The sequence below is a fragment of the Flavobacterium channae genome, from assembly GCF_021172165.1.
Classification (GTDB): domain Bacteria; phylum Bacteroidota; class Bacteroidia; order Flavobacteriales; family Flavobacteriaceae; genus Flavobacterium; species Flavobacterium channae.
Genome location: NZ_CP089096.1, coordinates 389,037 through 413,520, shown reverse-complemented (window position 1 = coordinate 413,520; position 24,484 = coordinate 389,037). Strand labels below are relative to the sequence as shown.

General features: G+C 32.7%; 21 protein-coding genes. 13 read left to right on the top strand and 8 right to left on the bottom strand.

Going from position 1 to position 24,484, the window contains the following annotated elements; genetic code table 11:
• Positions 1-28 precede the first annotated feature (28 nt).
• From LOS89_RS01675 to LOS89_RS01655, 5 genes are all read right to left on the bottom strand, one after another.
• Positions 29-2,611, bottom strand: a complete 2,583-nt coding sequence (locus LOS89_RS01675) for a sodium-translocating pyrophosphatase (RefSeq protein ID WP_231835998.1) — start codon at positions 2,609-2,611, stop codon at positions 29-31.
• A 110-nt stretch (positions 2,612-2,721) separates the two neighbouring features.
• A complete protein-coding gene (locus LOS89_RS01670; protein WP_026725259.1) occupies positions 2,722-3,252 on the bottom strand; it encodes an inorganic diphosphatase in 531 nt (176 codons plus the stop codon).
• A 93-nt stretch (positions 3,253-3,345) separates the two neighbouring features.
• Positions 3,346-3,948, bottom strand: a complete 603-nt coding sequence (locus LOS89_RS01665; RefSeq protein WP_231835997.1) for a DNA-3-methyladenine glycosylase family protein — start codon at positions 3,946-3,948, stop codon at positions 3,346-3,348.
• The gene (locus tag LOS89_RS01660) at positions 3,948-6,431 is read right to left on the bottom strand and encodes a DUF5686 and carboxypeptidase-like regulatory domain-containing protein (RefSeq protein WP_231835996.1); all 2,484 of its coding nucleotides are present in this window, start codon (positions 6,429-6,431) and stop codon (positions 3,948-3,950) included. The genes LOS89_RS01665 and LOS89_RS01660 overlap by 1 nt, the downstream gene beginning before the upstream one ends.
• Before the next feature lie 61 nt (positions 6,432-6,492).
• A complete protein-coding gene (locus tag LOS89_RS01655; RefSeq protein ID WP_309508570.1) occupies positions 6,493-7,479 on the bottom strand; it encodes a pyruvate dehydrogenase complex E1 component subunit beta in 987 nt (328 codons plus the stop codon).
• Between the two features lie 263 nt (positions 7,480-7,742).
• Between LOS89_RS01655 and LOS89_RS01650 the strand changes: the two genes are divergently transcribed.
• From LOS89_RS01650 to porT, 10 genes are all read left to right on the top strand, one after another.
• The gene (locus LOS89_RS01650; protein ID WP_231835994.1) at positions 7,743-8,489 is read left to right on the top strand and encodes an electron transfer flavoprotein subunit beta/FixA family protein; all 747 of its coding nucleotides are present in this window, start codon (positions 7,743-7,745) and stop codon (positions 8,487-8,489) included.
• Between the two features lie 89 nt (positions 8,490-8,578).
• The gene (locus LOS89_RS01645) at positions 8,579-9,547 is read left to right on the top strand and encodes an electron transfer flavoprotein subunit alpha/FixB family protein (RefSeq protein WP_231835993.1); all 969 of its coding nucleotides are present in this window, start codon (positions 8,579-8,581) and stop codon (positions 9,545-9,547) included.
• 178 nt (positions 9,548-9,725) lie between these two features.
• A complete protein-coding gene (locus LOS89_RS01640) occupies positions 9,726-10,349 on the top strand; it encodes a bifunctional nuclease family protein (protein WP_231835992.1) in 624 nt (207 codons plus the stop codon).
• Positions 10,350-10,364: 15 nt separating this feature from the next.
• The gene (locus LOS89_RS01635) at positions 10,365-12,023 is read left to right on the top strand and encodes a NupC/NupG family nucleoside CNT transporter (protein ID WP_231835991.1); all 1,659 of its coding nucleotides are present in this window, start codon (positions 10,365-10,367) and stop codon (positions 12,021-12,023) included.
• 49 nt (positions 12,024-12,072) lie between these two features.
• Positions 12,073-12,897 (top strand): thymidylate synthase, encoded by an 825-nt coding sequence (locus LOS89_RS01630; RefSeq protein ID WP_231835990.1) that lies wholly within the window; start codon positions 12,073-12,075, stop codon positions 12,895-12,897.
• 8 nt (positions 12,898-12,905) lie between these two features.
• Entirely contained in the window at positions 12,906-13,703 is a 798-nt protein-coding gene (locus LOS89_RS01625; protein ID WP_231835989.1) for an energy transducer TonB, read from the top strand.
• Positions 13,704-13,824: 121 nt separating this feature from the next.
• A complete protein-coding gene (locus tag LOS89_RS01620) occupies positions 13,825-14,100 on the top strand; it encodes a hypothetical protein (RefSeq protein ID WP_231835988.1) in 276 nt (91 codons plus the stop codon).
• A gap of 1 nt (position 14,101) precedes the next feature.
• Entirely contained in the window at positions 14,102-14,587 is a 486-nt protein-coding gene (locus LOS89_RS01615; protein ID WP_231835987.1) for a dihydrofolate reductase, read from the top strand.
• A gap of 236 nt (positions 14,588-14,823) precedes the next feature.
• A complete protein-coding gene (gene ubiE / locus LOS89_RS01610; RefSeq protein WP_231835986.1) occupies positions 14,824-15,555 on the top strand; it encodes a bifunctional demethylmenaquinone methyltransferase/2-methoxy-6-polyprenyl-1,4-benzoquinol methylase UbiE in 732 nt (243 codons plus the stop codon).
• A gap of 1 nt (position 15,556) precedes the next feature.
• The gene (gene porT, locus LOS89_RS01605; RefSeq protein WP_231835985.1) at positions 15,557-16,249 is read left to right on the top strand and encodes a type IX secretion/gliding motility protein PorT/SprT; all 693 of its coding nucleotides are present in this window, start codon (positions 15,557-15,559) and stop codon (positions 16,247-16,249) included.
• A gap of 5 nt (positions 16,250-16,254) precedes the next feature.
• Here porT and LOS89_RS01600 read toward each other — a convergent pair whose 3' ends face one another.
• A complete protein-coding gene (locus tag LOS89_RS01600; RefSeq protein ID WP_231835984.1) occupies positions 16,255-16,980 on the bottom strand; it encodes a TrmH family RNA methyltransferase in 726 nt (241 codons plus the stop codon).
• A gap of 36 nt (positions 16,981-17,016) precedes the next feature.
• On the opposite strand from LOS89_RS01600, the gene tamL reads away from it, so the two are divergent.
• Genes tamL through accD form a run of 3 tightly spaced genes read left to right on the top strand, consistent with a single transcriptional unit; the run spans position 17,017 to position 21,594 of the window.
• On the top strand, positions 17,017-19,566 hold the full coding sequence (gene tamL / locus LOS89_RS01595) for a translocation and assembly module lipoprotein TamL (RefSeq protein ID WP_231835983.1): 2,550 nt from the start codon (positions 17,017-17,019) through the stop codon (positions 19,564-19,566).
• A gap of 47 nt (positions 19,567-19,613) precedes the next feature.
• Entirely contained in the window at positions 19,614-20,681 is a 1,068-nt protein-coding gene (fbaA, locus tag LOS89_RS01590; protein ID WP_231835982.1) for a class II fructose-bisphosphate aldolase, read from the top strand.
• 58 nt (positions 20,682-20,739) lie between these two features.
• Positions 20,740-21,594 carry an acetyl-CoA carboxylase, carboxyltransferase subunit beta gene (gene accD, locus LOS89_RS01585; protein ID WP_231835981.1) on the top strand — a complete coding sequence of 285 codons (855 nt, stop codon included), beginning with the start codon at positions 20,740-20,742 and terminating at the stop codon, positions 21,592-21,594.
• A gap of 52 nt (positions 21,595-21,646) precedes the next feature.
• Here accD and LOS89_RS01580 read toward each other — a convergent pair whose 3' ends face one another.
• On the bottom strand, positions 21,647-23,857 hold the full coding sequence (locus tag LOS89_RS01580) for a TonB-dependent receptor plug domain-containing protein (protein ID WP_231835980.1): 2,211 nt from the start codon (positions 23,855-23,857) through the stop codon (positions 21,647-21,649).
• A gap of 78 nt (positions 23,858-23,935) precedes the next feature.
• Positions 23,936-24,436 (bottom strand): hypothetical protein, encoded by a 501-nt coding sequence (locus tag LOS89_RS01575; protein ID WP_231835979.1) that lies wholly within the window; start codon positions 24,434-24,436, stop codon positions 23,936-23,938.
• Positions 24,437-24,484: the final 48 nt, after the last annotated feature.

Sequence of the window (24,484 nt, the reverse complement as noted above, 5' to 3'; positions counted from 1 at the left end):
GTGAGGCTTTTCTCTTTATTGCTTTACATTATTTCCCAAGTTCGGCAATTTTTGCTTCTACTTCTAAATCATCTCCTTCAAAAACTTTTTCTTCGGTAGTTTCTTTTCCATCAACCATTTTAGTTAAAGTAACCGTTGCTTTCACTTTTCCGTTGGCATCTTTTACTTTTTTAACGTCCATGTTGATGATTTCTTGGTGATCACCGTGGTTGCAATTTGGTCCGTGAACGTGTTTTTCTTTGCCAATGAATTTTCCGTTTTCATCATAAATTGACATACAGTTTTCTTTACACTCTTCAGAACAACCGTTTGCTTCACACATTTTTGCACATTCGTCTTTTGTCATAGTTGCACATTTAGATAAATCGCATTTTCCATCTGTACAAACCATTTCTTTTTTATCGCCTGAACAACAAGAACCATTTTCAGTTGTAGCACCGTGACCTCCTAAGATTGGAGCGATTACTAAACCAATTAAACATGTTAATTTGATTAAGATGTTCATTGATGGACCAGAAGTATCTTTAAATGGATCTCCAACAGTATCTCCAGTTACCGCTGCTTTGTGCGCATCAGAACCTTTGTACGTCATTTCTCCGTTGATTTCAACTCCAGCTTCGAATGATTTTTTAGCGTTATCCCAAGCACCACCAGCGTTGTTTTGGAACACTGCCCAAAGTACACCTGAAACGGTAACTCCCGCCATGTAACCACCTAACATTTCAGCAATTAATTGGTTGTTATCTCCGTAAACTAATTTACCTAATAATACGATTGCAATTGGGAAACCAATAGTTAAAATTCCTGGCAACATCATTTCGCGTAAAGCGGCTTTTGTAGAAATTTCAACACACTTTCCGTATTCTGGTTTGCCAGTTCCTTCCATAATTCCTGGAATTTCTTTGAACTGACGACGTACTTCATAAACCATGTCCATTGCTGCTTTACCAACAGAATTCATTGCTAATGCAGAGAATACTACCGGAATCATACCTCCAATAAATAACATAGCTAATACTGGCGCTTTGAAGATGTTGATTCCATCAATTCCTGTGAAAGTAACGTATGCAGCGAATAAAGCTAACGATGTTAAAGCAGCAGAAGCGATTGCGAAACCTTTACCTGTTGCAGCAGTTGTATTACCAACTGAATCTAAAATATCTGTACGAGTACGAACTTCTTTTGGTAATTCACTCATCTCAGCGATTCCACCCGCGTTATCAGAAATTGGTCCGAATGCATCGATTGCTAATTGCATTGCAGTTGTAGCCATCATTGCAGATGCAGCCAAAGCAACACCGTAGAATCCAGCTAAAGCATAAGTTGACCAAATAGCTGCTCCAAATAATAATACCGTTGGGAAAGTTGAAATCATACCCGTTGCTAAACCAGCGATTACGTTAGTTCCAGCTCCAGTTGAAGATTTTTGTACGATGGCTAAAACTGGTTTTGTACCTAATCCTGTGTAATATTCTGTAACTGATGAAATAGCTCCACCAACAAATAAACCGATTAAAGTAGCGTAGAAAACACGCATTGCTGAAATTTCTTGTGCTCCTTCACCGAAGAATTCCATTGTCATTACTTCAGGAAGCATGAATTTCACTAAGAAGAAACAAGAAACCGCAGTTAAAACGATTGAAACCCAGTTTCCTATATTTAGTGCTTTTTGTACTTGAGCTTCTTTAGCATCGTCACTTGAAATTTTCACTAACATGGTTCCAATGATAGAAAATAAAATTCCGAAACCAGCGATTGCCATTGGTAATAAAATTGGTCCAATTCCGCCAAATGCGTCATCGATTTTACCACCCATATCTTTAATTACGTAATTTCCTAAAACCATTGCCGCTAAAACTGTTGCTACATACGAACCGAATAAATCGGCACCCATACCCGCTACGTCTCCTACGTTATCCCCAACGTTATCTGCAATTGTTGCAGGATTACGTGGATCGTCTTCTGGAATACCAGCTTCTACTTTTCCTACTAAGTCAGCCCCTACGTCAGCAGCTTTAGTGTAAATACCACCACCTACACGAGCAAACAATGCGATAGATTCAGCTCCAAGAGAGAATCCCGCTAAAGTTTCTAGAACGATAGTCATGTCATCTGTTGATGTCCATTCTCCGTTCATGAAAAATCTAAAGAATATAATGAAGAATCCGGTTAATCCTAAAACAGCTAAACCAGCAACTCCTAATCCCATAACCGTTCCACCACCAAAAGAAACTTTTAATGCTTGTGGTAAACTCGTACGAGCGGCTTGCGTAGTTCTAACGTTTGTTTTTGTTGCGATTTTCATTCCGATATTCCCAGCATAAGCTGAGAAAATTGCTCCGAAAATAAATGCAAATACGATTAACCAATGTGTTGTTGGAACAATAAATGAAATTCCCGCAAGAACCACACTCGCTCCAAGAACGAAAAACGTTAATAATTTGTATTCTGCTTTTAAAAAGGCTAAGGCTCCTTCGTAAATGTAATCTGAAATTTCTTTCATTTTACCATCTCCAGCATCTTGTTTAAGAACCCAAGCGCGTTTGGCTGTCATAAATGCCAATCCCAATAAAGCCATAACTATTGGAACGTAAATCATCATTGATTCCATAAAATATAATTTAGATTTTGTTAGTTTATTTTATGGTAATATTAAGAAAATAAAACAAAAAAGGCAATATTTTTATCAAAATACTGCCTTTCTATTTAAAATTTAATTGATTATTTAATACTAAACAATCCTTCAGGTTTATTTTCAAGTTCGTTGAAACGGTTTGTACATTTCACAAGAATCTCTTTTGCTTCATTTACATCTCCCCAACCTTCAACATCAACTTTTTTGTTTTCTAAATCTTTGTATACTTGGAAGAAATGTTCGATTTCTTTAATTAAGTGAGGATTTACATCACTCAAATCATTTAATTTGTTCCAAATTGGATCTGAGACCGGCACACAAATTACTTTTTCATCTGGCCCTTTATCGTCTGCCATGTGGAAAACACCGATAGGTTTAACTTCCATAACACAACCTGGGAAAGTTGGTTCATTTACTAATACTAAAACATCTAACGGGTCACCATCTAAAGCTAAAGTTTCTGGAATAAAACCGTAATCTGCTGGATACATCATTGACGAAAATAACATTCTGTCAAAACGCATTCTTTTTAATTCAAAATCGTACTCGTATTTGTTTCTACTTCCTCTTGGAATCTCAATCAATACATCAAATGTAGTAATTTTATCTGCTGTCATTATCTTATGTTTTTTAAAGCGGGTGCAAAGTTACCATTATAAAACATTAGAAACAAAAGAGTTTTGCAAAAAAAATATAGATTTTACATAGATTTAATATGTAATCTTCCTTCCTCGTTTTTGTAAATAATAATGCCACAGAAAATAGGTTGCAAAAGAGCGATATGGCTTCCATTTTAAGGCATATTCTTCCATTTCTTCTCTGGTGTGAATATCCAGGAGTTCTTTCATTGTATTTACAATAGCAATATCTCCTAAAGGAATAATATCGGGTGAATTTAAACAGAACATCAAATAGATATCTATAGTCCAATTACCAATCCCTTTTATCTTAATAAGCTCTTGTCGAACAACATCAGGATGTTTAAATTCCAAACTTGCTAAATCCAATTCATTTGAAATTACTGCATCGGAAAGCGCTTTTATGTATTTCGTTTTTTGACGACTTACACCACAAGTTCTAAAATCTTCATCGGAAAAAAGAATAAGGTTTTCTGGATGGAATTCAGGAATTGCTTGCTTGAGCCTTATAAATGTAGCTTTGGCTGAATCTATAGAGACTTGTTGTTCTAAAATAAGTAAAACTAAGGTTTCAAATCCTTGAGAGCGCTTAGGCTGAACAGGGATTCCGTATTTTTGAATAATTTTTTCAAAAACAGCATCAACATTTACAAGATAAGCAACAGCTTGTTTCATTAAAAGTAGAATCCAAAAGAAGCTCTAATGGCAAATTTTCTAGCATCTGGCATTTCTAAGTAACTTCCTCTCCAAGCAAAATCAATTCGTAATACTTTAAAAATATTACCAACTCCTGCATGGTATTCCCAGTAAATATCTTCTGGAGCAACATATGGCAAGCCAGAAGCATTTAACGCTACATTTTCACCAGAAACTCTTCCGTAAACTCCTTTAATTCCAACAATTTCACGTAAGTTTAATTTTCTTAAATAAGGAATTCTAGAAAATAACCTTCCGTTAAAATGGTGTTCAAAATGCAATGACGCATATTCGTCTGCAACGAAATCATAATAATCAAGTAAATTATAAGTATTTTCAATTACAAACCAAGATTGATTTCCAGGAATAACTCCCATCAAACCAAGTGGAACTTCACCAAATGTTTTACCAATTTCTAACGTTGAAAATAAACGTCCAAAACCACCAATTAAAACTGGTTGACGGTAATAGAATTGTAATTTCTGATAATCGAAATCGCTATTTAAAACACCCTTTAATCCCTGACTATAACTCAAGAAAATACGAGCATAATTATTATCTACTTCTAACCTTTCAACACCATAACCAACCGTTCTTCTTCCTGGAGTGAACTCTGCAACTAAATTAATTTCAGATTGTTTGACTTCGCTTTCAGTAGTAGTGTGTGTATCATCAGTGTAATAATCCAAACTAAATTCATTTGAAGCCGATTCTAAAGTTCGGTAAGAAAAATTGGTTTGAAAGGTAATATTCTTCACTGGCTCAATTTCAAAACCTAAAGTCGTAAGATTTACAGACGTTAATTTATTATTTGATCCACTTGAAAACAATGATGATGATGCAAAACTTCTTCCTAAAACATCATTTGAAGTTGTTAAACTTACACCTATTTGCTCAACATCTCTCCTATTTCCAGCAGAAAGAATGATTCGATTCTTCTTATCTACCATCCATTTTCCAGAAATACCGTATTTGAATTTATTATCTTTAAATCCATAAGCTCCATAACCTTGAATTCTCCAAGTGTCATTTGGTCCAAAATATGTTCTACCACCGGCTCTTAAACGCATTCCTTCTACATCATTGTATCCAAAAGTTGAAAAAATCGGTCCATAATCCAATTTGAGTTTTGGGATTTCGATGTAACCACTACCCAAAATAGAAGCTAAATTGTAAATTCGTTTAAAACGAGGAACATCTTTTAATGTATCGAGCATTTTGTAAATACCAGCTTCGTTTTTATTTAATTCTTCGAAGCGATTTTCCGCCCAATATTCATCAGATTTATTAAAAACGGAATTGTCGTAGAAATTGACTTCTTCCTTATAGAATTTATTATCCTTTTTAATATCGAATTTATGATTTCTAGCCAAAGTTGTTCTTTTACCATAAACCCCTTTCGATTCTTCTTTCTTCGAGAAACTAAAATCAGACATCATATAATCTCTCGTTAATAAGAAAACAGAATCATTAACCACATCATATTCTTGCTCAATATAAATCTCTTTTACCCAGTTGATGTTAGCACTTTTACTAGCTTCCAGATTAATTTTTTTAATTGCGAAAGTAGTATCGTTTACCCAAAAATCACCTTTAAAAGTAAGTTCGTTTTTACGTCTTGGATAGTATACTATATTGTAACACCATTTGTTATCAATAAACATACTATCATTTAAAACATAATTATAAACGTTAATTCCTGTTCTTGAAAGCGGACTTACGAAATCCTTATCAAAAAACTTTAGATAATTATCGTAAATATCAAATTCAGCATATAAATCTTTAATAAATGTATTAACGCCATCACCCGATCCAAATCCTGAATTTTTATTCGCTTTTGTTATCTCTTTGTACTTTTTATCTTCATTATCTCCATAAACTTCACTTAAGGTTTCGTTTATAAAAATAGGCAAGTATGTTTTTCCTGAAATACTTGAAGTATCAATTTGATCAAAAATAAATTCCATTCCTTTAAAAACCTTACTGTTCATGAAAGCAGAATCAATAGTATTTAAATCAAACTCTACTTTTTCGTATTTATCATACTCGTATTGTTTGAACATTTTGAGACCATTCTTCCTGCGGCGTTCCCAAATTTTACGCAAAATATCGATGGCAGGATTGTTCTTTTTTGAGGTTTTTCCGGTATAAATTACAACTTCTTTAAGTTCCGTTCCGGACTTTAATTGTATTTTAAGTCCTGTATTTAAACCTGGTTTTAAAGAAATCTCTTTTTTCTCAAATCCAATGTAAGAAACCACTAATACAGAATAGTTTTCTTTGGATTCGAAATAAAAATTCCCATTCTCATCCGTAATCACACCTTCTTTGGAATTTTTGAAAATAACATTCGCGAAAGCAATAGGCTCATTAAGTTCATCAACAACTTTACCGCCTACTTTTGTTTGTGCGAAAAGAACAGCGTTTAGGAATAAAAAGAATACTACAATTTTTGTCTTCATAGGGAAAAAAAAACTTCATCAGAAATGTACTGATGAAGTTTCAAATATAATAAGTTATTTCTTATTTGTACATAACTTTTTTTACAGCCTTAATTACATCTTCAGAATTAGGCAACCACTCTTTTAATAAAGTTGGAGAATAAGGAGCCGGAGCATCAGCAGTTGTAATTCTTTGAACTGGAGCATCTAAATAATCAAACGCTCTTTCTTGAACCATATAAGTAATCTCAGAAGCAACTGAAGCAAATGGCCAAGCTTCTTCTAAAACTACTAATCTATTTGTTTTCTTAACTGAATTAATAATGGCATCATAATCCATTGGACGAACGGTTCTTAAATCGATAATTTCACAAGAAATACCTTCTTTAGCTAATTCTTCAGCTGCAGCAAGTGCTTCTTTAATAATTTTACCAAATGAAACAATTGTCACATCAGAACCTTCTCTTTTAACATCAGCAACTCCTAACGGAATTGTGTATTCTCCTTCTGGAACTTCACCTTTATCACCATACATTTGCTCTGATTCCATGAAAATAACAGGGTCATTATCACGAATTGCTGCTTTTAACAAACCTTTAGCATCGTAAGGAGTTGAAGGCACAACCACTTTAAGACCTGGAGTATTGGCAAACCAATTTTCAAAAGCTTGTGAGTGTGTAGCTCCTAACTGACCTGCAGAAGCTGTTGGACCTCTAAATACCATTGGCATTGGGAATTGTCCACCCGACATTTGACGCATTTTTGCTGCGTTATTGATAATTTGATCAATTCCTACTAATGAGAAGTTGAATGTCATGAACTCTACAATAGGACGATTTCCATTCATAGCCGAACCAACGGCGATTCCTGCAAATCCTAATTCAGCAATAGGAGCGTCAATTACACGTTTTGGTCCAAATTCATCAAGCATTCCTTTTGAAGCTTTGTAAGCTCCGTTATATTCTGCTACTTCTTCTCCAATTAAATAAATCGATTCATCGCGACGCATTTCTTCGCTCATCGCCTCACATACTGCTTCTCTAAATTGTATCGTTCTCATGAAAGTAATTTCTTTGAATTATGATTGGCAAAAGTAAGAAAAATAAAATTATTCCAATTCGATTACAAAAAAAATGGCATCACTTTCTACTAAAACGTTTTAGCGTTAAAAATCTTCAACCAAAACTCTAAAGTTGTATTAACAATTAAACTATTCATAAAAAAAAGCTAATTTATATAAGAAAAACATATTTATTATGCATGCATAGTTTTTATTTCGAAATTAATTTGTATTTTTGGAACTGAAAATATTCACTAACAAAACATATAAAAATGAAAATATTAGTTTGCATCAGTCACGTACCTGATACTACTTCAAAGATTAATTTTGTCAATGGTGACAGCGAATTTGACACGAATGGTGTTCAATTTGTAATTAATCCTAATGATGAATTTGGTTTAACTAGAGCCATTTGGTTTAAAGAACAACAAGGAGCAACTGTTACCGTAGTAAACGTTGGTGGTGCTGACGCTGAAGCAACTTTAAGAAAAGCATTAGCTATTGGTGCTGACGAAGCAATTCGTATTAACGCAAACCCAACAGACGGAATGTTTGTAGCAAAACAATTAGCAGAAGTTGTTAAAAATGGAGGTTACGATTTAATCATCGCTGGGAAAGAATCTTTAGACTACAATGGAGGAATGGTTCCAGGAATGATGGCCGCTATGTTAGGTTACAATTTCGTAAACGCTTGTGTGGGTATTGATGTAAACGGAAACGAAGCCAAAGTAACAAGAGAAATCGACGGTGGAAAAGAAATCGTTTCTGCAGGTTTACCATTAATTATTGGCGGTCAAAAAGGTCTAGTAGAAGAAAAAGATTTACGTATTCCTAACATGAGAGGTATCATGATGGCAAGAACTAAAGCTTTAACTTTAGTAGAGCCAACAGGAGATGCAACAGCAACTAAAGCGGTTAAATTTGAAAAACCAGCTGCAAAATCAGCAGTTAAATTAGTAAGTGCTGATAATTTAGATGAATTAATCAGTTTGTTACACAACGAAGCTAAGGTTATTTAGTTTTCGGTTTCAGTCTTCGTTTCCAGTTAAAATAAGACTCAAACCTTTTAAACTCATAAACTTTATTAAACTTTTAAACTTATAAAATCATGTCGATATTAATATATGCTGAATCAGCAGAAGGAAAAATTAAAAAAGTAGCTTTAGAATTAGCTTCATACGCAAAAAAAGTAGCTGCTTCTATGGGAACAACAGTTACAGCGGTAACTATCAACAATTCTGATAACAACGCTTTAGCTGCTTACGGAGTAGACAAAGTTTTAAACGTTTCTAACGATAAATTAAACAATTTTAGTGCAAAAGCTTACGCTGATGTAATTGCTCAAGCAGCTAAAAAAGAAGGAACTCAAATTGTTTTAGTTTCTTCATCAACAGATAGTTTATATTTAGCGCCACTTGTTGCAGTAGCTTTAGAAGCGGGTTATGCATCAAATGTTGTAGCTTTACCAGTTAGCACTTCTCCTTTCCAAGTGAAAAGAACCGCTTTCTCAAACAAAGCCTTCAATATTACTGAAATTTCAACTCCAGTAAAAGTTTTAGGAATTGCTAAAAACTCTTTTGGTTTAGTGGAAGATGCAGTTGCAATGACAGAAGAAGCTTTCGCACCATCATTAAATGATGCGGATTTCGGAATCAAAATTGAAAATGTAGAAAAAGTAACTGGAAAAGTAACTATCGCTGACGCTGAAATCGTAGTTTCTGCAGGTCGTGGAATGAAAGGTCCAGAAAACTGGGGAATGATTGAAGAATTAGCTTCAGTTTTAGGTGCCGCTACAGCATGTTCTAAACCAGTTTCTGATATTGGATGGAGACCTCATAGTGAGCACGTAGGACAAACAGGAAAACCAGTAGCTTCTAACCTGTATATTGCTGTTGGAATCTCGGGAGCAATCCAACATATTGCAGGTATTAACTCATCAAAAGTAAAAGTTGTTATCAACTCAGATCCTGAAGCGCCTTTCTTTAAAGTTGCTGATTACGGAGTGGTAGGTGATGCTTTCACTGTAGTACCTCAATTAATTGAAAAATTAAAAGCATTTAAAGCAAGCAACTCTTAATAAAATAGTTGTTTAAAAATATATTATATTAAAATTAGAGTTATCTTTGTTTAGATAGCTCTTTTTTTTATTTTTGGGGCAAATGGCTAACCGTTTTTCAGTTAGCCATTTTCTGACTTTGCAATTCATTCAAAAATTGAAATCAGGATATCAAAGAAATGATAATTAACACATTAAAATGAGTTTAGTAAAATTAACCATAAAAGGCATTTCCTATAGTCAAACACAAAATGGAGCATATGCCTTAATCTTAAATGAAGTGGATGGTGAGCGAAAACTTCCTATTGTAATTGGTGCTTTTGAAGCGCAATCTATTGCTATTGCTTTAGAGAAAGAAATTAAACCTCCAAGACCACTTACACATGATTTATTCAAAAACTTTGCCGACCGATTTGACATTGTAGTAAAGCAAGTTATCATTCATAAATTAGTAGATGGTGTTTTCTACTCGAGTGTTATTTGCGAAAGAGATAAAATCGAAGAAATTATAGATGCTCGTACTTCTGATGCTATTGCATTAGCTTTGCGATTTAATGCACCTATTTTTACCTACAAAAACATTTTAGATAAAGCCGGAATTTATTTAAGCATCAATCCGTCGGAAACTACAAATGAAAATCAGGATAGTGACAATATTTTAACTCCAACAGACGCTTACGAGGAAGATGTTGTGGTTCCTGCGGATAACTATTCGGGTTATTCATTAAAAGAATTGTATCAAAAATTAGACGAAGCGGTTCAAAACGAAGACTACGAAAGAGCCGCAAAAATCAGAGACGAAATTTCAAAAAAAGAATCATAAACTTCAGACTTATATATGTATAAATATATTTTTTATGTATTGGCTTTATTTTTAAGCTTTACAACTTCAGCTCAAGAAATTGAGAAAAAATGGCAACTTTCATCTTCAAATAAAGATTATTTAGAGTTAAAAGGTGGCAGCTACGAACTTCACATTTCGTCAGACAGCTTAAAACAAAAAGGAGACTATTTAGTTCAAGATAATTTTATTTTCTTATTTGAAAATGGTTCGGATTCTCCAACAAAACGTTTCGTAATTGAAACCAAAACCGATTCTACCCTTACTTTAAAAAACAGAGGTAAAGCCTATTCTTTTTTCGCATCAAACAAAGCTACCAAAGCCGAAGTAATCAATGGCGAAATCAAACCAAACGAAGGTTTTTCACTAAACAGTTTGTTTAGAGGAATATTAGGAATGTTAGCCTTATTAGGAATCGCTTACATTTTCAGTTCTAACAGAAAAGCCATCAACTGGAAAACCATTGGAATTGGATTAGGCGTACAGTTAATCTTAGCAATTGGTGTTTTAAAAGTAGGATTTGTAAAAACGGCATTTGAATTTGTAGGAAGTTTGTTCGTAAAAGTGTTAGATTTTACCAGAGCAGGAAGCGAATTCTTACTTGGAGGCATGATGAATGTGGATAATTTCGGATTCATTTTCTTATTTCAAGTATTACCCACTATTATTTTCTTTTCTGCATTGACTTCTTTATTATTCTATTTGGGAATCATTCAGATTGTCGTAAAAGGAATGGCGACAGTGTTAACCAAATTAATGAACATTTCAGGAGCAGAAGGTTTATCAACAGCTGGAAATATTTTCTTAGGACAAACCGAAGCACCTTTGATGATTAAAGCCTATTTAGAAAAAATGAACCGAAGCGAAATCTTCTTAGTAATGACGGGAGGAATGGCAACAGTGGCTGGAGGAGTTTTAGCGGCTTACATCAGTTTTTTAGGCGGAAACGATCCTGTATTGCGATTAGAATTTGCGAAACACTTATTAGCTGCATCTGTAATGGCGGCTCCTGGTGCGATTATTATTTCAAAAATATTATGTCCACAAACGGAGTCTGTAAACACAGATGTTGAAGTTACCAAAGAAAAAATTGGTTCTAACATATTAGATGCCATTGCAACAGGAACAACCGAAGGTTTAAAATTAGCAGCAAACGTAGCCGCAATGTTATTAGTTTTCATTGCTTTCATTGCGATGATTAACTACACTTTTGGGAAAATCGGCCTTTGGACAGGCTTAAATGATGTTATTGCAGCAAATACACCTTATAAATCATTCTCATTAGAAACTATTTTAGGAATCATTTTCTCACCATTAATGTGGTTAATTGGAATTGCTAAAGAAGACATGATGTTAATGGGACAATTATTAGGAATCAAATTAGCCGCATCAGAATTTGTAGGTTATATACAATTAGCAGAATTGAAAAACGTAGCTAACGAAGTCCATTTCACTTTCAACAAATCGGTAATTATGGCAACTTATATGTTGTGTGGATTTGCGAACTTTGCTTCTATCGGAATTCAAATTGGCGGAATTGGTTCATTAGCACCAAACCAAAGAAAAACTTTATCAGAATTCGGTTTGAAAGCCGTTTTAGGAGGAAGTTTAGCTTCATTACTATCAGCAACTATTGCAGGAATGATTATAGGCTAATTTGTAACTTCTGACTTCTGACTTCTAACTTCTAACTTCTGACTTAAATATGAAACAATATCACGATTTAGTAAAACACGTATTAAAAAACGGCAACCAAAAAGGCGACCGTACCGGAACTGGAACACTTAGTGTTTTTGGATACCAAATGCGTTTTGATTTAAGCGAAGGTTTCCCAATGGTAACCACTAAGAAATTACACTTAAAATCGATTATTTACGAATTGTTGTGGTTTTTAAAAGGCGATACCAATATCAAATATCTACAAGAAAATGGTGTGAAAATCTGGGACGAATGGGCCGATGAAAATGGTGATTTGGGACCAGTTTATGGCCACCAATGGCGCAATTGGAACAGCGAAGAAATTGACCAAATTACCGAATTAATTGAAACGCTAAAAACCAACCCTAACAGTAGAAGAATGTTAGTTTCCGCTTGGAATCCTAGTGTTTTGCCAGATACTTCGGTTTCGTTTGCGGAAAATGTAGCGAATGGAAAAGCCGCTTTACCTCCGTGTCATGCTTTTTTTCAGTTTTATGTGGCGGACGGAAAATTAAGTTGCCAGTTGTACCAACGCAGTGCTGATATTTTCTTAGGCGTTCCGTTTAATATTGCGTCTTATGCTTTGTTTACAATGATGATTGCCCAAGTTTGTGATTTACAAGTAGGCGAATTCATCCACACCTTTGGTGATGCACACATTTACAACAACCATATCGAACAATTACAATTACAATTATCGCGCGAGTGCCGACCTTTACCAACGATGAAATTAAACCCAGAAATCAAAAATATTTTCGATTTCAAATTTGAAGATTTTACGTTAGAAGGTTATGACCCACATCCTCATATTAAAGGTGTTGTGGCCGTTTAAAAGATATTATGAAAAAAATAGCATTAGCCCTTTTATTTATTAGTTTTTATACCACAAAAACAACAGCACAAGAGTATTCCGAATTATATTCTGACTTAGACAGTATTTCTAAAACAAATGTTGGTTCTAATTTTTACAGAATCTTAAGAATGTTTAATTACGAATACAACCAAATAAATGATTCGTTAACTCAAGAAGAAAGAGTTATTGTTGGGATAATTAAAATTAACAGCAATAAGAAATTTCAATTTGTAACAATTAATGAAGAAAATAAAGACATAAAAGAATTATTAAATAATTTATTTTTAAAAGCTCCACCTTTTCCAATTGAAAATTTTGAAAAAGGTAAAGATTTGGAATACTTAACTGTAAAATTTGATTTAAAAAAATACAATTACGAAGGAATAAAATTTAATGATATTTTAATTCGACAAAGAGAAGAAAACAAAACCAATAGAATTGAGGAATTAGATCTTTATCCTTCATTTGGTAGAAAACCAGAAAAATTTGCAGATAAAGAAAAAGCAATTGAAAGTATTAATGATATAATTAATAAAGTTGTAAGGAAAAATTTTAAGTATCCAGAATATGCAATGGAGAATGATATTCAAGGAAGAACCATTACAAATTTTGTAATTAATAAAGAAGGTGAAATAAGAACTATAATAGTTTATTTTTCACATCCAGTACTTCAAAATCAGGCTTTAAAAATCGCAGAATTTCTACCAACATTTAACCCAGGCATCAAAGAAGGCAAACCAGTATCTGTAAATTACCAATTCCCATTAACTTTTAGATTACAATAACATGAAAAAAACAACCATTTTCTTGTTTATTACATTTCATCTCATAATATTCAGTCAAGAAAAAAATTACGATAGAATCTTTGATGACTGTAAAAAAACTTCCTCTCCTAATTCTTGCATTATGGAATTAATTAGAACTGAAGTTCAATCAGAATATGAAAAATACAGAGAAGAAGCATCGATTTTATATGATTTACAACTTTTGAGAATAAAGTATACAGTTACCAAAGAAGGCAATATGATAATTGAATCTATTGATGGGAAAATTGAAAATTTCAAACATAAAATTATTGAACTATTCAAAAAATTTCCAAAAGTTGAACCCATAACTGAAAACGGAAAACCTCGAGATGCTTTAATGACAACTTCATTTTATTTACACCCAAAAGAAAAATAACATGCTTACCATAATCGCAGCTGCATCCGAAAACAATGCTTTAGGAAAAGACAATCAATTGGTTTGGCATTTGCCAGATGATTTTAAGCGTTTTAAAGCCATCACTTCTGGTCATTATATTGTAATGGGAAGAAAAACTTTTGAAAGTTTCCCGAAACCATTACCAAATCGTACACATATTATTATTACGCGACAAAAAGATTACAAAGTTCCTGAAGGTTGCATAATAGCGAGCAGTTTACATAAAGCAATTGATTTGTGTCCAAAAAATGAAGAAGTTTTCATCATTGGTGGAGGCGAAATCTACCAGCAATCTATCGAAATTGCCGATAAAATCGATTTAACTCGCGTGCACACGACCATTGAAGCCGATACTTTTTTTCCAGAAATCGATACTGACAAATGGGAATTAATCTTCGAAGAATTTCATGCAAAAGACGAAAAGCACGATTATGATTTTACTTTTTTAACGTACGTTAGAAAATAATTTTTTTAGGAACACAGATGACACAGATTTTAAAAATTTTCACAGATTTTTTATATTCCTTTGTGAAACTTCGTGTGAAACTTTGAGATACTTTGTGTAACTAAAACAGATTTTTCAAATTTATTAAATCTGTGTTTCAAAAAATATTTCTTTAATTTGAATTTTGAAGTTGAAATTGAATTTTGAAGTTGTATTTGATTTTTTATCAGTACTTTTGTGTTCCAAAAAATTGCAAGATGTCAAAAAATATTACGCCATATCAAGATTCTGAATTAGGAAAAAAAGAACAGGTTGCTCAAATGTTTGACACCATTTCTGAAAATTATGATGGGTTAAACCGAGTTATTTCTTTTGGAACAGATGCCAAATGGAAAAAGAAAATCTTGAAAATGGTTGCAGCACGTGAGCCAAAAACAATCTTAGATATTGCTACTGGAACTGGTGATTTAGCCATTTTATTTGCCAATTCTTCGGCTACCGAAATCATTGGATTAGATATTTCACAAGGCATGTTAGACATAGGGAAGAAAAAAATAGCAGCACAAAACTTGGATTCCAGAATTCAAATGGTTTTAGGTGATGGCGAAAATGTTCCATATCCTGATAATTATTTTGACACAATTACTGTTGCTTACGGAGTTCGTAATTTTGAAAACTTAGAAAAAGGATTGTCAGAAATTTTAAGAACACTAAAGCCAAACGGACAATTAATTATTTTAGAAACTTCTGTCCCAACAAAATTTCCATTCAAACAAGGCTATGCTTTTCATTCAAAAGTACTATTGCCTTTAATCGGAAAATTGTTTTCAAAAGACAAAACTGCGTACTCATATCTTTCAGATTCTGCAAACGAATTTCCTTTTGGTGAAGCTTTAAACAATATTTTGAGAAAAATTGGGTTTATAGATGTGAAACATCTACCTCAAACATTTGGAGTAGCTACAATTTATCAAGCATCTAAAAAATAATATGAAAAAGTTACTGTTTTTTTTACTTTTTTCACCAATACTTTTGGCTCAGGAAGGCATTTTTAGCAAAGACCCAATTATCAATAAAGAAAATTGGAACAAGCAACGCGTGCACTGGGGATATTATCTTGGATTCAATAGTTTGGATTTTAAATTTGACTACCTTTCCGTAACTGAAGATATTGAAGTTGGCGCTACAACAGGTTTTAATGTTGGGTTAATCGGAAACCTTCGATTAGCAGAATATTTTGATTTGCGTTTTGAACCAGGATTGTACATTACACAACGAAACTTAACTTTCCCTAATATTACTGATAACGTAGACCGATTAAGAGAAGTAAAATCGACTTATATCTTTTTCCCTCTTTTATTAAAATATTCGGCATTACGAACAGGAAACGTTAGACCATATTTAGTTGGTGGAGTTTCTACAGCATTAAATTTAAGTAGTAATGAAGTGGCTCCAGATGACAATTATAACAACCGTTTTAGAATGACCAAATGGACTAATTTTTACGAAGTTGGTTTTGGAATCGATATTTATTTGGAATATTTCATCTTTTCACCTTCAATCAGAGGTGTATTTAGTATGGACGATGAATTAATTCGCGATAACGACCCAAATAGTCCTTGGACAGGAAATGTTCAATCAATGAGAACAAGAGGATTTTTCGTGAATTTCTCTTTCCATTAAGACAATTACCCTCGTTTAAATTCGCTTAAGATAATTGCGGTTGCGGTTGCTACATTCAAGCTTTCCGTAAGTTGTAGATTTCCAAATCTAGGAATTGCAATTCGTTCGGAAACTAATTTTTCTACAGCAACAGAAATCCCATTGGCTTCGTTACCCATTACAATAATTCCTTCTTTTGGAAGTTTCTCTTGATAAATGTTTTTACCATCCATAAAAGTTCCAAAAACCGGTAATTTTGTTTTAGACAATAATGTTTCTAAATTTCCATATACAATATTCACTCGGCTTATAGAGCCCATAGTTGCTTGCACTACTTTTGGATTATAAATGTCAACCGATTCTTCTGAACAGTACAAAGTTTCAATTCCAAACCAATCACAAAGACGAATAATCGTTCCTAAATTTCCAGGATCACGAACATCATCTAAAGCCACAATCAATCCTTTTTCAACAAATGGTTTTGCTTCCGGAATTCTAAAAAGCGCCAAACATGAATTTGGTGTAGACAATGCACTTATTTTTTTTAATTCGGCATCTGTAATGGCATAGATTTTGTCTTTAGAAACGTCAGAAAAATCTTCTTTAGTTGTAAACAAATACACCAACTCAAAGTTAGAATTTAACAATTCTTGAACTACTTTTACGCCTTCAGCAAAGAAAAGTTGTTCTTGTTTTCTATATTTTTTTTGTTGTAAACTCGTTATTAGTTTAATTTGGTTTTTACTAACCATAAAAATTGTATTTTTGACTAACTTTTAAAAAGTGCTTTGAGAAATAATTTATCAAAAATAACATTATTATTTGTAATCGGAACAATAATTTATTCGTGTTCGTTAGTAAAACGAGTACCCGAAAATGAAAAATTATTGACCAAAAACGAAATTTTTGTCAATGATAAATTGATAAAAGAAGAGCGCATCAACAATCTTGTTGTGCAACAACCGAATACAAAATTCTTGAATTATCCGTTTGGGTTAACGCTTTACAATGCTGCAAAACCAAATCCAGATTCCTCATATCAAGCTTGGTTAGAAAGAAAACCGAACAGAATAAAAAGACTAAATCGCTTATTATCTGCTAAACAAGTACAACGACTTGGAAAATCATTTTTTGTTAGTGGTTTGTCGAATTTCATGAAAGAAACTGGAGAAGCACCCGTAATAATAGATGAGAAAAAAGCAACCAAATCAAAAGAGCGCTTAAGCGGATATTACTACAACAATGGTTTTATCAGAAATACAGCCACAATGTCTATCGATTCAACAGGACAAAAAAAAGGAAAAGTTACCTACAAAGTAACTACTGGTAAACCTTACTTTATAGATTCTATCTACAAAAAAACCGAATCTCCAATAATTGATAGTTTGTATTCTACAATGGCTAGCAAATCGTTGATTAAAACCGGAGATCAGTACAATTACGACAATTTTAGCAACGAAAGAAAAAGAATTACGCAACATCTTAGAAACAACGGTGTTTATCATTTTCAAGAAAGTAACGTAAAATACGATGCTATTATTGACGATTCAATTCAAAAACTTAATGTAAATATTAAAATTGAAAATCGTTATGTTAAAGATGGTGATACACTTGCGAAAAAACCGTTTTCTATTTATAAAATTAGTCGCGTAAATATTTTCACAAACAATACTTCTAAAAAGGAACGCAATCAGTTTAATGATAGTACAGCTTACAGAAACTTTAATATTTACAGTGCAGGTAAATTAAAATACAAGCCAAAGGCAATTACCAATGCCATTTTTATTGAAAAAGGAAAGCTTTTTAGTGATAATGACAGAACTCTTACATCAAAATCATTAAGTAATTTAAAGGTATTCAACTATCCAAATATTGAATATATTGAAGACCCAAGCGATAGCACTAACACATCTTTAATTGCCAATATTTATTTAATGAGTAAGCCAAAATTCATTTGGCAACCTTCTATTGATGTCACTACTTCTGATGTACAAGAATTTGGTATTAGTGGTAGAATGGCATTTACATGGAGAAACTTATTTAAAAGAGCAGAAACTTTTGAATTAGCAGCTAAAGGAAATATTGGTTCTTCAAAAGATTTGGCCAACCCAAACAATGTGTTTTTCAACATTTCAGAATACGGTTTTGAAGGCAAACTTAGTTTTCCAAGAATTGTATTTCCTGTTAATACAAGAAAAATTATCAGAAAAGAAATGTTACCAACAACCAACATCAATATTGGTTTAACGAGTCAACGAAACATAGGTCTTGACAAAGAAAACTTAACTGGAGTTATTAATTACAATTGGACACCAAAACAAAAGAATAATTTTCGTTTTGATTTAATCAACATTCAGTTTATTAAAAACTTAAATCCAGAAAATTATTTTAACGTTTACTCTTCTTCATATAACACATTAAACAATTTAGCTCAGATTTACAATGTTGATCCTTCAAATATTGAAAATGGTAATTTAACACCACAAGGAGCAGTTAATTTTATTCAAGATGTAGAAAATGGTTCTACTTCTTTATCTCCAAATGATAACGATTATAATATTGTAAGAAGTATTGGCGAAAGAAGAGAACGTTTAATTGAAAACAATTTAATTGTATCGTCGGGGATTACTTTTTTCAGAAACACTAAAGAAAATTTACTAGATAACAACTTCTATTCTATTAGAACAAAATTCGAATCTTCTGGAAATGTGTTATCACTATTAGCCGACACTAAAAACGAGCAATTAAGTGCTAATGGAAACAAAACTATGTTTGGTATTGAATATTCTCAATACATAAAAGGAGAAATCGATTTTATCAAACACTGGGATTTTGGTAAAAAAAACACACTAGCTATGCGAGCATTTGCTGGTTTAGCAGTTCCTTATGGAAACGCACAATCGATTCCTTTTTCACGAAGTTATTTTTCTGGAGGTTCAAACGACAACAGAGGTTGGCAAGCATATAGTTTAGGACCTGGAAGAAGTGGTGGAGTTAACGATTTTAATGAAGCAAATTTTAAATTAGCATACAGCATTGAGTATCGTTTTAGAGTTGGAGGTAATTTTTACAGCGCAATTTTTGGAGATGTTGGTAACATTTGGAATCTTTTTGATAATATTACAGATGAAAGATATACTTTTAACGGCTTTAGATCTCTAGAAGATCTTGCTTTAGGTTCTGGTATAGGATTACGATACGATTTTGATTTCTTTGTATTCCGTTTTGACTTAGGTTATAAAGCTTATGATCCAGCAAGAGAAATCGGAGATAGATGGTTAAAAGGAGTCAACTTTAGCAAAACGGTGCTAAATTTTGGAATTAATTATCCATTCTAATTTTTTAAATTATTATTTTTGCACATCTATATTAAAAACAATCAACTATGAGTCACAATATTAAACCTGGTGTTGCTACCGGAGACCAAGTACAGGAAATATTCAATTACGCAAAACAAAAAGGATTTGCATTACCTGCAGTAAATGTTGTGGGATCTAGTACTATAAATGGTGTTTTAGAAACTGCTGCTAAATTAAACGCACCAGTTATCATTCAATTTTCGAATGGTGGAGCACAATTTAATGCTGGAAAAGGATTATCAAATGAAAATCAAAAATCAGCTATTTTAGGAGCTGTTGCAGGAGCAAAACACATTCATACTTTAGCAGAAGCTTATGGTGCTACTGTAATTTTACATACTGACCACTGTGCTAAAAACTTATTACCATGGATTGATGGTTTATTAGATGCTTCTGAAAAACATTTTGCAGAAACAGGAAAATCATTATTCAGTTCTCACATGATTGATTTATCTGAAGAGCCAATTGAAGAAAACTTAGAAATTTCTAAAAAATATTTAGAAAGAATGAGTAAAATGGGCATGACTTTAGAAATTGAATTAGGAATTACTGGTGGAGAAGAAGATGGTGTTGACAACTCTGATGTTGACAGTTCTAAATTATACACACAACCTGATGAAGTTGCTTATGCTTACGAAGAGTTAATGAAAGTAAGTCCAAGATTTACAATTGCTGCTTCTTTCGGAAACGTGCATGGTGTTTACAAACCAGGAAATGTAAAATTAACTCCAAAAATCCTTAAAAACTCTCAAGAATACGTTCAAAATAAATTCAACACAGGAAATAACCCAGTTGATTTTGTATTCCACGGAGGTTCAGGTTCTACATTAGAAGAAATTCGCGAAGCTATTTCTTATGGTGTAATCAAAATGAATATCGATACTGACTTACAATTTGCTTTCACAGAAGGAATCAGAGATTATATGACTTCTAAAATTGATTATTTAAGAACTCAAATCGGAAGTCCTGATGGAGCAGATAGTCCAAATAAAAAACATTACGATCCAAGAAAATGGGTTCGTGAAGGAGAAGTTACGTTCAACAACCGTTTAGAACAAGCTTTTGCTGACTTAAATAACGTAAACACACTTTAATTAACAATTGATAATTGATAATTATTAAATTGTCAATTATCCATTATCCATTAAATATATGGCTTGGTTTAAAAGAAAAGAAAAAGGGATTACAACCCCAACAGAAGCTAAAAAAGATGTACCAAAAGGTTTATGGTATAAATCTCCAACAGGAAAAATTGTTGATCAAGACGAATTAGCAAGAAACCTATGGGTTAGCCCTGAAGATGATTATCACGTACGTATTGGTAGTAAAGAATATTTTGAAATTTTATTCGACGATAACGAATTTAAGGAGCTGGACGCTAACTTAACATCTAAAGACCCTTTAAAATTTGAAGACACCAAAAAATATAGTGATCGTTTAAAAGAAGTTATGGATAAAACCAAACTTAAAGATGCTATTCGTACTGGAGTTGGAAAATCAAAAGGAAAAGATTTAGTAGTTTCTTGTATGGATTTTGCTTTTATTGGAGGTTCTATGGGAGCAGTAGTAGGAGAAAAAATTGCTAGAGCAATTGATTATTCTATCAAACACAAAATTCCATTTGTATTAATTTCAAAATCAGGTGGAGCTCGTATGATGGAAGCTGCTTATTCATTAATGCAATTAGCAAAAACATCAGCAAAATTAGCGCAATTAGCAGAAGAAAAAATTCCATACATTTCATTATGTACAGATCCTACAACAGGAGGAACAACAGCTTCTTACGCTATGTTAGGAGATATTAATATTGGTGAGCCAGGAGCTTTAATTGGATTTGCAGGTCCACGTGTTGTAAAAGACACAACTGGTAAAGATTTACCTGAAGGATTCCAAACATCTGAATTCTTATTAGAGCATGGTTTCTTGGATTTTATTTCTCACAGAAAAGAATTAAAAAACAAAATCAACTTATATTTAGATTTGATTCAAAATCAAGAAGTAAGATAAAAACAAAAAATCCCGATTTACATCGGGATTTTTTTTATGATTAAACTTTAACTTAGAAATTATATTTTATTCCTCCATAAATATTTCTACCAGGAGCGTTAATTCCAGATGCAAATACTCTGTATTGTGTATCTAAAATATTTTCAACTCCAGCGAAAAGCGTTCCGCCTTTTATTACTTGGTAACCCAATTTCAAATTATACGTTTCCCATGCTGGCATTCCATTAGCTGGCGCATATTGTGCATTATCCTCACCACTTGTAGAATAATCGCTAATATCTTTCTTGCCATTATACAACATATAACCTTCTAAATTAAGTTTGTTATAAGTATAAGCCAATCCTACTTTTCCAAAATAAGGCGCAATATGATCCATTGGTCTTTGAGAACCATCTTCCACTACCCTACCTAAAGTGTAATTGAAATTAGCACTGAATAATAAATCCGAAACAATAAAAGCACTAAAATTGGTTGAAAAACCAGTAACAAATGCTTTCCCTTTATTTTGATTCGCTTTTACTTGCGCATCAAATCCGTTATAGTTAACAATGCTCTGTCCGTTATAAGTAAAATCATCAGTAACAATGGCATCATACATTCTTGTATAGAAATAAGTACTTTCTAATTTCACTTTTCTGGAATCTGATTGAATTACAATTCCTAAATCTCCAGTAATTGTTTTTTCAGGTTTTAAATCTTCATTTGGAACAACCAAAGTTCCTAATGAACTCGAAGAACCTGGAACCGATTCAAAAACTTTAGCTAAATCATCAATATTAGGCGATCTAAATCCAGTTGCAACATTCGCTTTTAAAGCAAAGTTTTTAGAAGTATTGTGTGTAATTCCTAAAGTTCCACTGTACGTAAAATTGCCTTGAGAAATTTCATCAAATGGTAGTGCAAAAACAGAATTATCAGCAATAGTACTTTTCAATGTTGTATAACCTGCTCTTGCTCCAATATTCCAAAAAGTCTTGTTTGACATTTTTTCATTATACGAAACATAGAAATCGTTACGCATCATATTGTTATCACCATTTGGATAACGTGTATTTATACTAGTTTCAACTCCAGTATTGATGTTCTTAGCATAAGCAGTTGACTTCAACGTTTCGTAATACGATTCAAAACCATAAAACAATTCTCCTTTTGTAAACTTTTTATCCAAATCTAAAGACACCGAAAACATATCTACATTTTCTTCATTATGTTGCAGATTGTAATTATTGAATCTTCTGTTATGACGACTCTCTTTTACATTCTGATATGCAACATTCACTTCTACATCGCTATTTAAAAATGCTTTGTCTTTTTGTAACGAATAAATTGCTAATAATCTCTTTTGAGGACCATAATACCATTCTGCAAACTTCAAACCTGAACTTGTAGTTTCAGTTAATCTGTCATAACGATTGATATCAGAAGTTGTAGAATACTGAAGATTTAATCCGTGTGTAAATCCTGAATTGGTTTTATAAGCCAATTTTTGCATAAAGTTATACTGCTTGTAAGCCGAACCTACTTGCGTATACTTATCGCTATTTACATTTAATTGGTCAATACCATTAACAGTAGAAACGTAGTTTGGTCTTTCGCCAAAATAATCACCATTATGATTTTTCTCTTTACCCATTTTTAAATCACCAAAATCATTGTAGGAGAAAAAAGTTAACGAAGCAAAATTTGAAGTCGCATAGTTCAAATGAAAAGCAAGTGATTTTTCCTCATTTACACTTCCGTATCTTGTATTAACTCCACCAGTAAACTTTTTACCAGCATCATTTAAAAACTTAGCATTTTTGGTTGTCATTGCTACCGCTCCACCAAGAGCATCACTACCAAATAATGTTGATGAAGGTCCGTAAAAAATCCCCACATTTTCCAACATGTTTTCGTCAACTGTAATCACATTTTGTAAGTGTCCTGCTCTAAATATCAGATTATTCATTCTAACTCCGTCAACAGTAAGCAATACTCGGCTTGCTTCAAAACCTCTAATTACTGGACTTCCTCCTCCTTGTTGTGATTTTTGTACAAATAAATTTCCTGAATTTGACAACATTTCAGCTGTGCTTTGAAAATTCTGAAAATCGATTTGTTTTGCAGTAATTACCTCTACTTGATTTGGTAATTGTGTGTACTTTTTAGGTACTTTAGGAGAGATAATTACCTCATTCAATTCAGTAGTTGTAGTATCTTGAGCTATTTGTGAAAAACCTAAAAAAGGCAATAACACAACAGCGTAAAAAATAATTTTATTCATTTTTGAAATATTTCTTTTAAACTTGATTCAATAACAAAATCATTACTATCTAACTCAATAGTAATAAATTATACAAATTTAAGAAAGAAAATTGGGAGGTGGGACTTCGGAATTTGAATATAGACTTTGATAAAAATCGAAATGACTTGAAACTTTAGTATTACGATATTTATCTATAAAAGGGAACCATGAAAAAACAGATTCAAAATAAATCGACTTATAAAATTTGTTTACTAAATCTTGTTTTTCTTTTGACTCAGAATCGTTTTCATAAACCCCCGCTAAAAGTTTATCTAATTTTTTATTTAGTTGTGTTTCTTTATAATCCCACCAACACCATAAATAAATCGAATCGTTTACAACCTTCTTTTCTACTACATCATACATTTCATGATTGTATTCAAATTCTTTAGCATGTTCCCATTCTAACTTTGATTCAGCATCCGATTTAGAAAACTTGAAGAATACCAATTCGCTTTTATCAATACTGGCAATCATGTTCCATTTTACTTCTCTTTTAACTGCACGCTTTTTTTGTTGTAGCCAAGAAAAGGTTACAACTGCGGGTGCTATCAACATAAATAGCAGAAATATACTAATGATTTGCTTTTTCAATTGGGATAATAA

What these genes read in the sequence shown, in the direction of transcription:
- LOS89_RS01675 (WP_231835998.1), bottom strand. Translation starts at nt 2,611, where the DNA reads ATGGAATCAATGATGATTTACGTTCCAATAGTTATGGCTTTATTGGGA.
- LOS89_RS01670 (WP_026725259.1), bottom strand. Translation starts at nt 3,252, where the DNA reads ATGACAGCAGATAAAATTACTACATTTGATGTATTGATTGAGATTCCA.
- LOS89_RS01665 (WP_231835997.1), bottom strand. Translation starts at nt 3,948, where the DNA reads ATGAAACAAGCTGTTGCTTATCTTGTAAATGTTGATGCTGTTTTTGAA.
- LOS89_RS01660 (WP_231835996.1), bottom strand. Translation starts at nt 6,431, where the DNA reads ATGAAGACAAAAATTGTAGTATTCTTTTTATTCCTAAACGCTGTTCTT.
- LOS89_RS01650 (WP_231835994.1), top strand. Translation starts at nt 7,743, where the DNA reads ATGAAAATATTAGTTTGCATCAGTCACGTACCTGATACTACTTCAAAG.
- LOS89_RS01645 (WP_231835993.1), top strand. Translation starts at nt 8,579, where the DNA reads ATGTCGATATTAATATATGCTGAATCAGCAGAAGGAAAAATTAAAAAA.
- LOS89_RS01640 (WP_231835992.1), top strand. Translation starts at nt 9,726, where the DNA reads ATGAGTTTAGTAAAATTAACCATAAAAGGCATTTCCTATAGTCAAACA.
- LOS89_RS01635 (WP_231835991.1), top strand. Translation starts at nt 10,365, where the DNA reads ATGTATAAATATATTTTTTATGTATTGGCTTTATTTTTAAGCTTTACA.
- LOS89_RS01630 (WP_231835990.1), top strand. Translation starts at nt 12,073, where the DNA reads ATGAAACAATATCACGATTTAGTAAAACACGTATTAAAAAACGGCAAC.
- LOS89_RS01625 (WP_231835989.1), top strand. Translation starts at nt 12,906, where the DNA reads ATGAAAAAAATAGCATTAGCCCTTTTATTTATTAGTTTTTATACCACA.
- LOS89_RS01620 (WP_231835988.1), top strand. Translation starts at nt 13,825, where the DNA reads ATGGAATTAATTAGAACTGAAGTTCAATCAGAATATGAAAAATACAGA.
- LOS89_RS01615 (WP_231835987.1), top strand. Translation starts at nt 14,102, where the DNA reads ATGCTTACCATAATCGCAGCTGCATCCGAAAACAATGCTTTAGGAAAA.
- ubiE (WP_231835986.1), top strand. Translation starts at nt 14,824, where the DNA reads ATGTCAAAAAATATTACGCCATATCAAGATTCTGAATTAGGAAAAAAA.
- porT (WP_231835985.1), top strand. Translation starts at nt 15,557, where the DNA reads ATGAAAAAGTTACTGTTTTTTTTACTTTTTTCACCAATACTTTTGGCT.
- LOS89_RS01600 (WP_231835984.1), bottom strand. Translation starts at nt 16,980, where the DNA reads ATGGTTAGTAAAAACCAAATTAAACTAATAACGAGTTTACAACAAAAA.
- fbaA (WP_231835982.1), top strand. Translation starts at nt 19,614, where the DNA reads ATGAGTCACAATATTAAACCTGGTGTTGCTACCGGAGACCAAGTACAG.
- accD (WP_231835981.1), top strand. Translation starts at nt 20,740, where the DNA reads ATGGCTTGGTTTAAAAGAAAAGAAAAAGGGATTACAACCCCAACAGAA.
- LOS89_RS01580 (WP_231835980.1), bottom strand. Translation starts at nt 23,857, where the DNA reads ATGAATAAAATTATTTTTTACGCTGTTGTGTTATTGCCTTTTTTAGGT.
- LOS89_RS01575 (WP_231835979.1), bottom strand. Translation starts at nt 24,436, where the DNA reads ATGTTGATAGCACCCGCAGTTGTAACCTTTTCTTGGCTACAACAAAAA.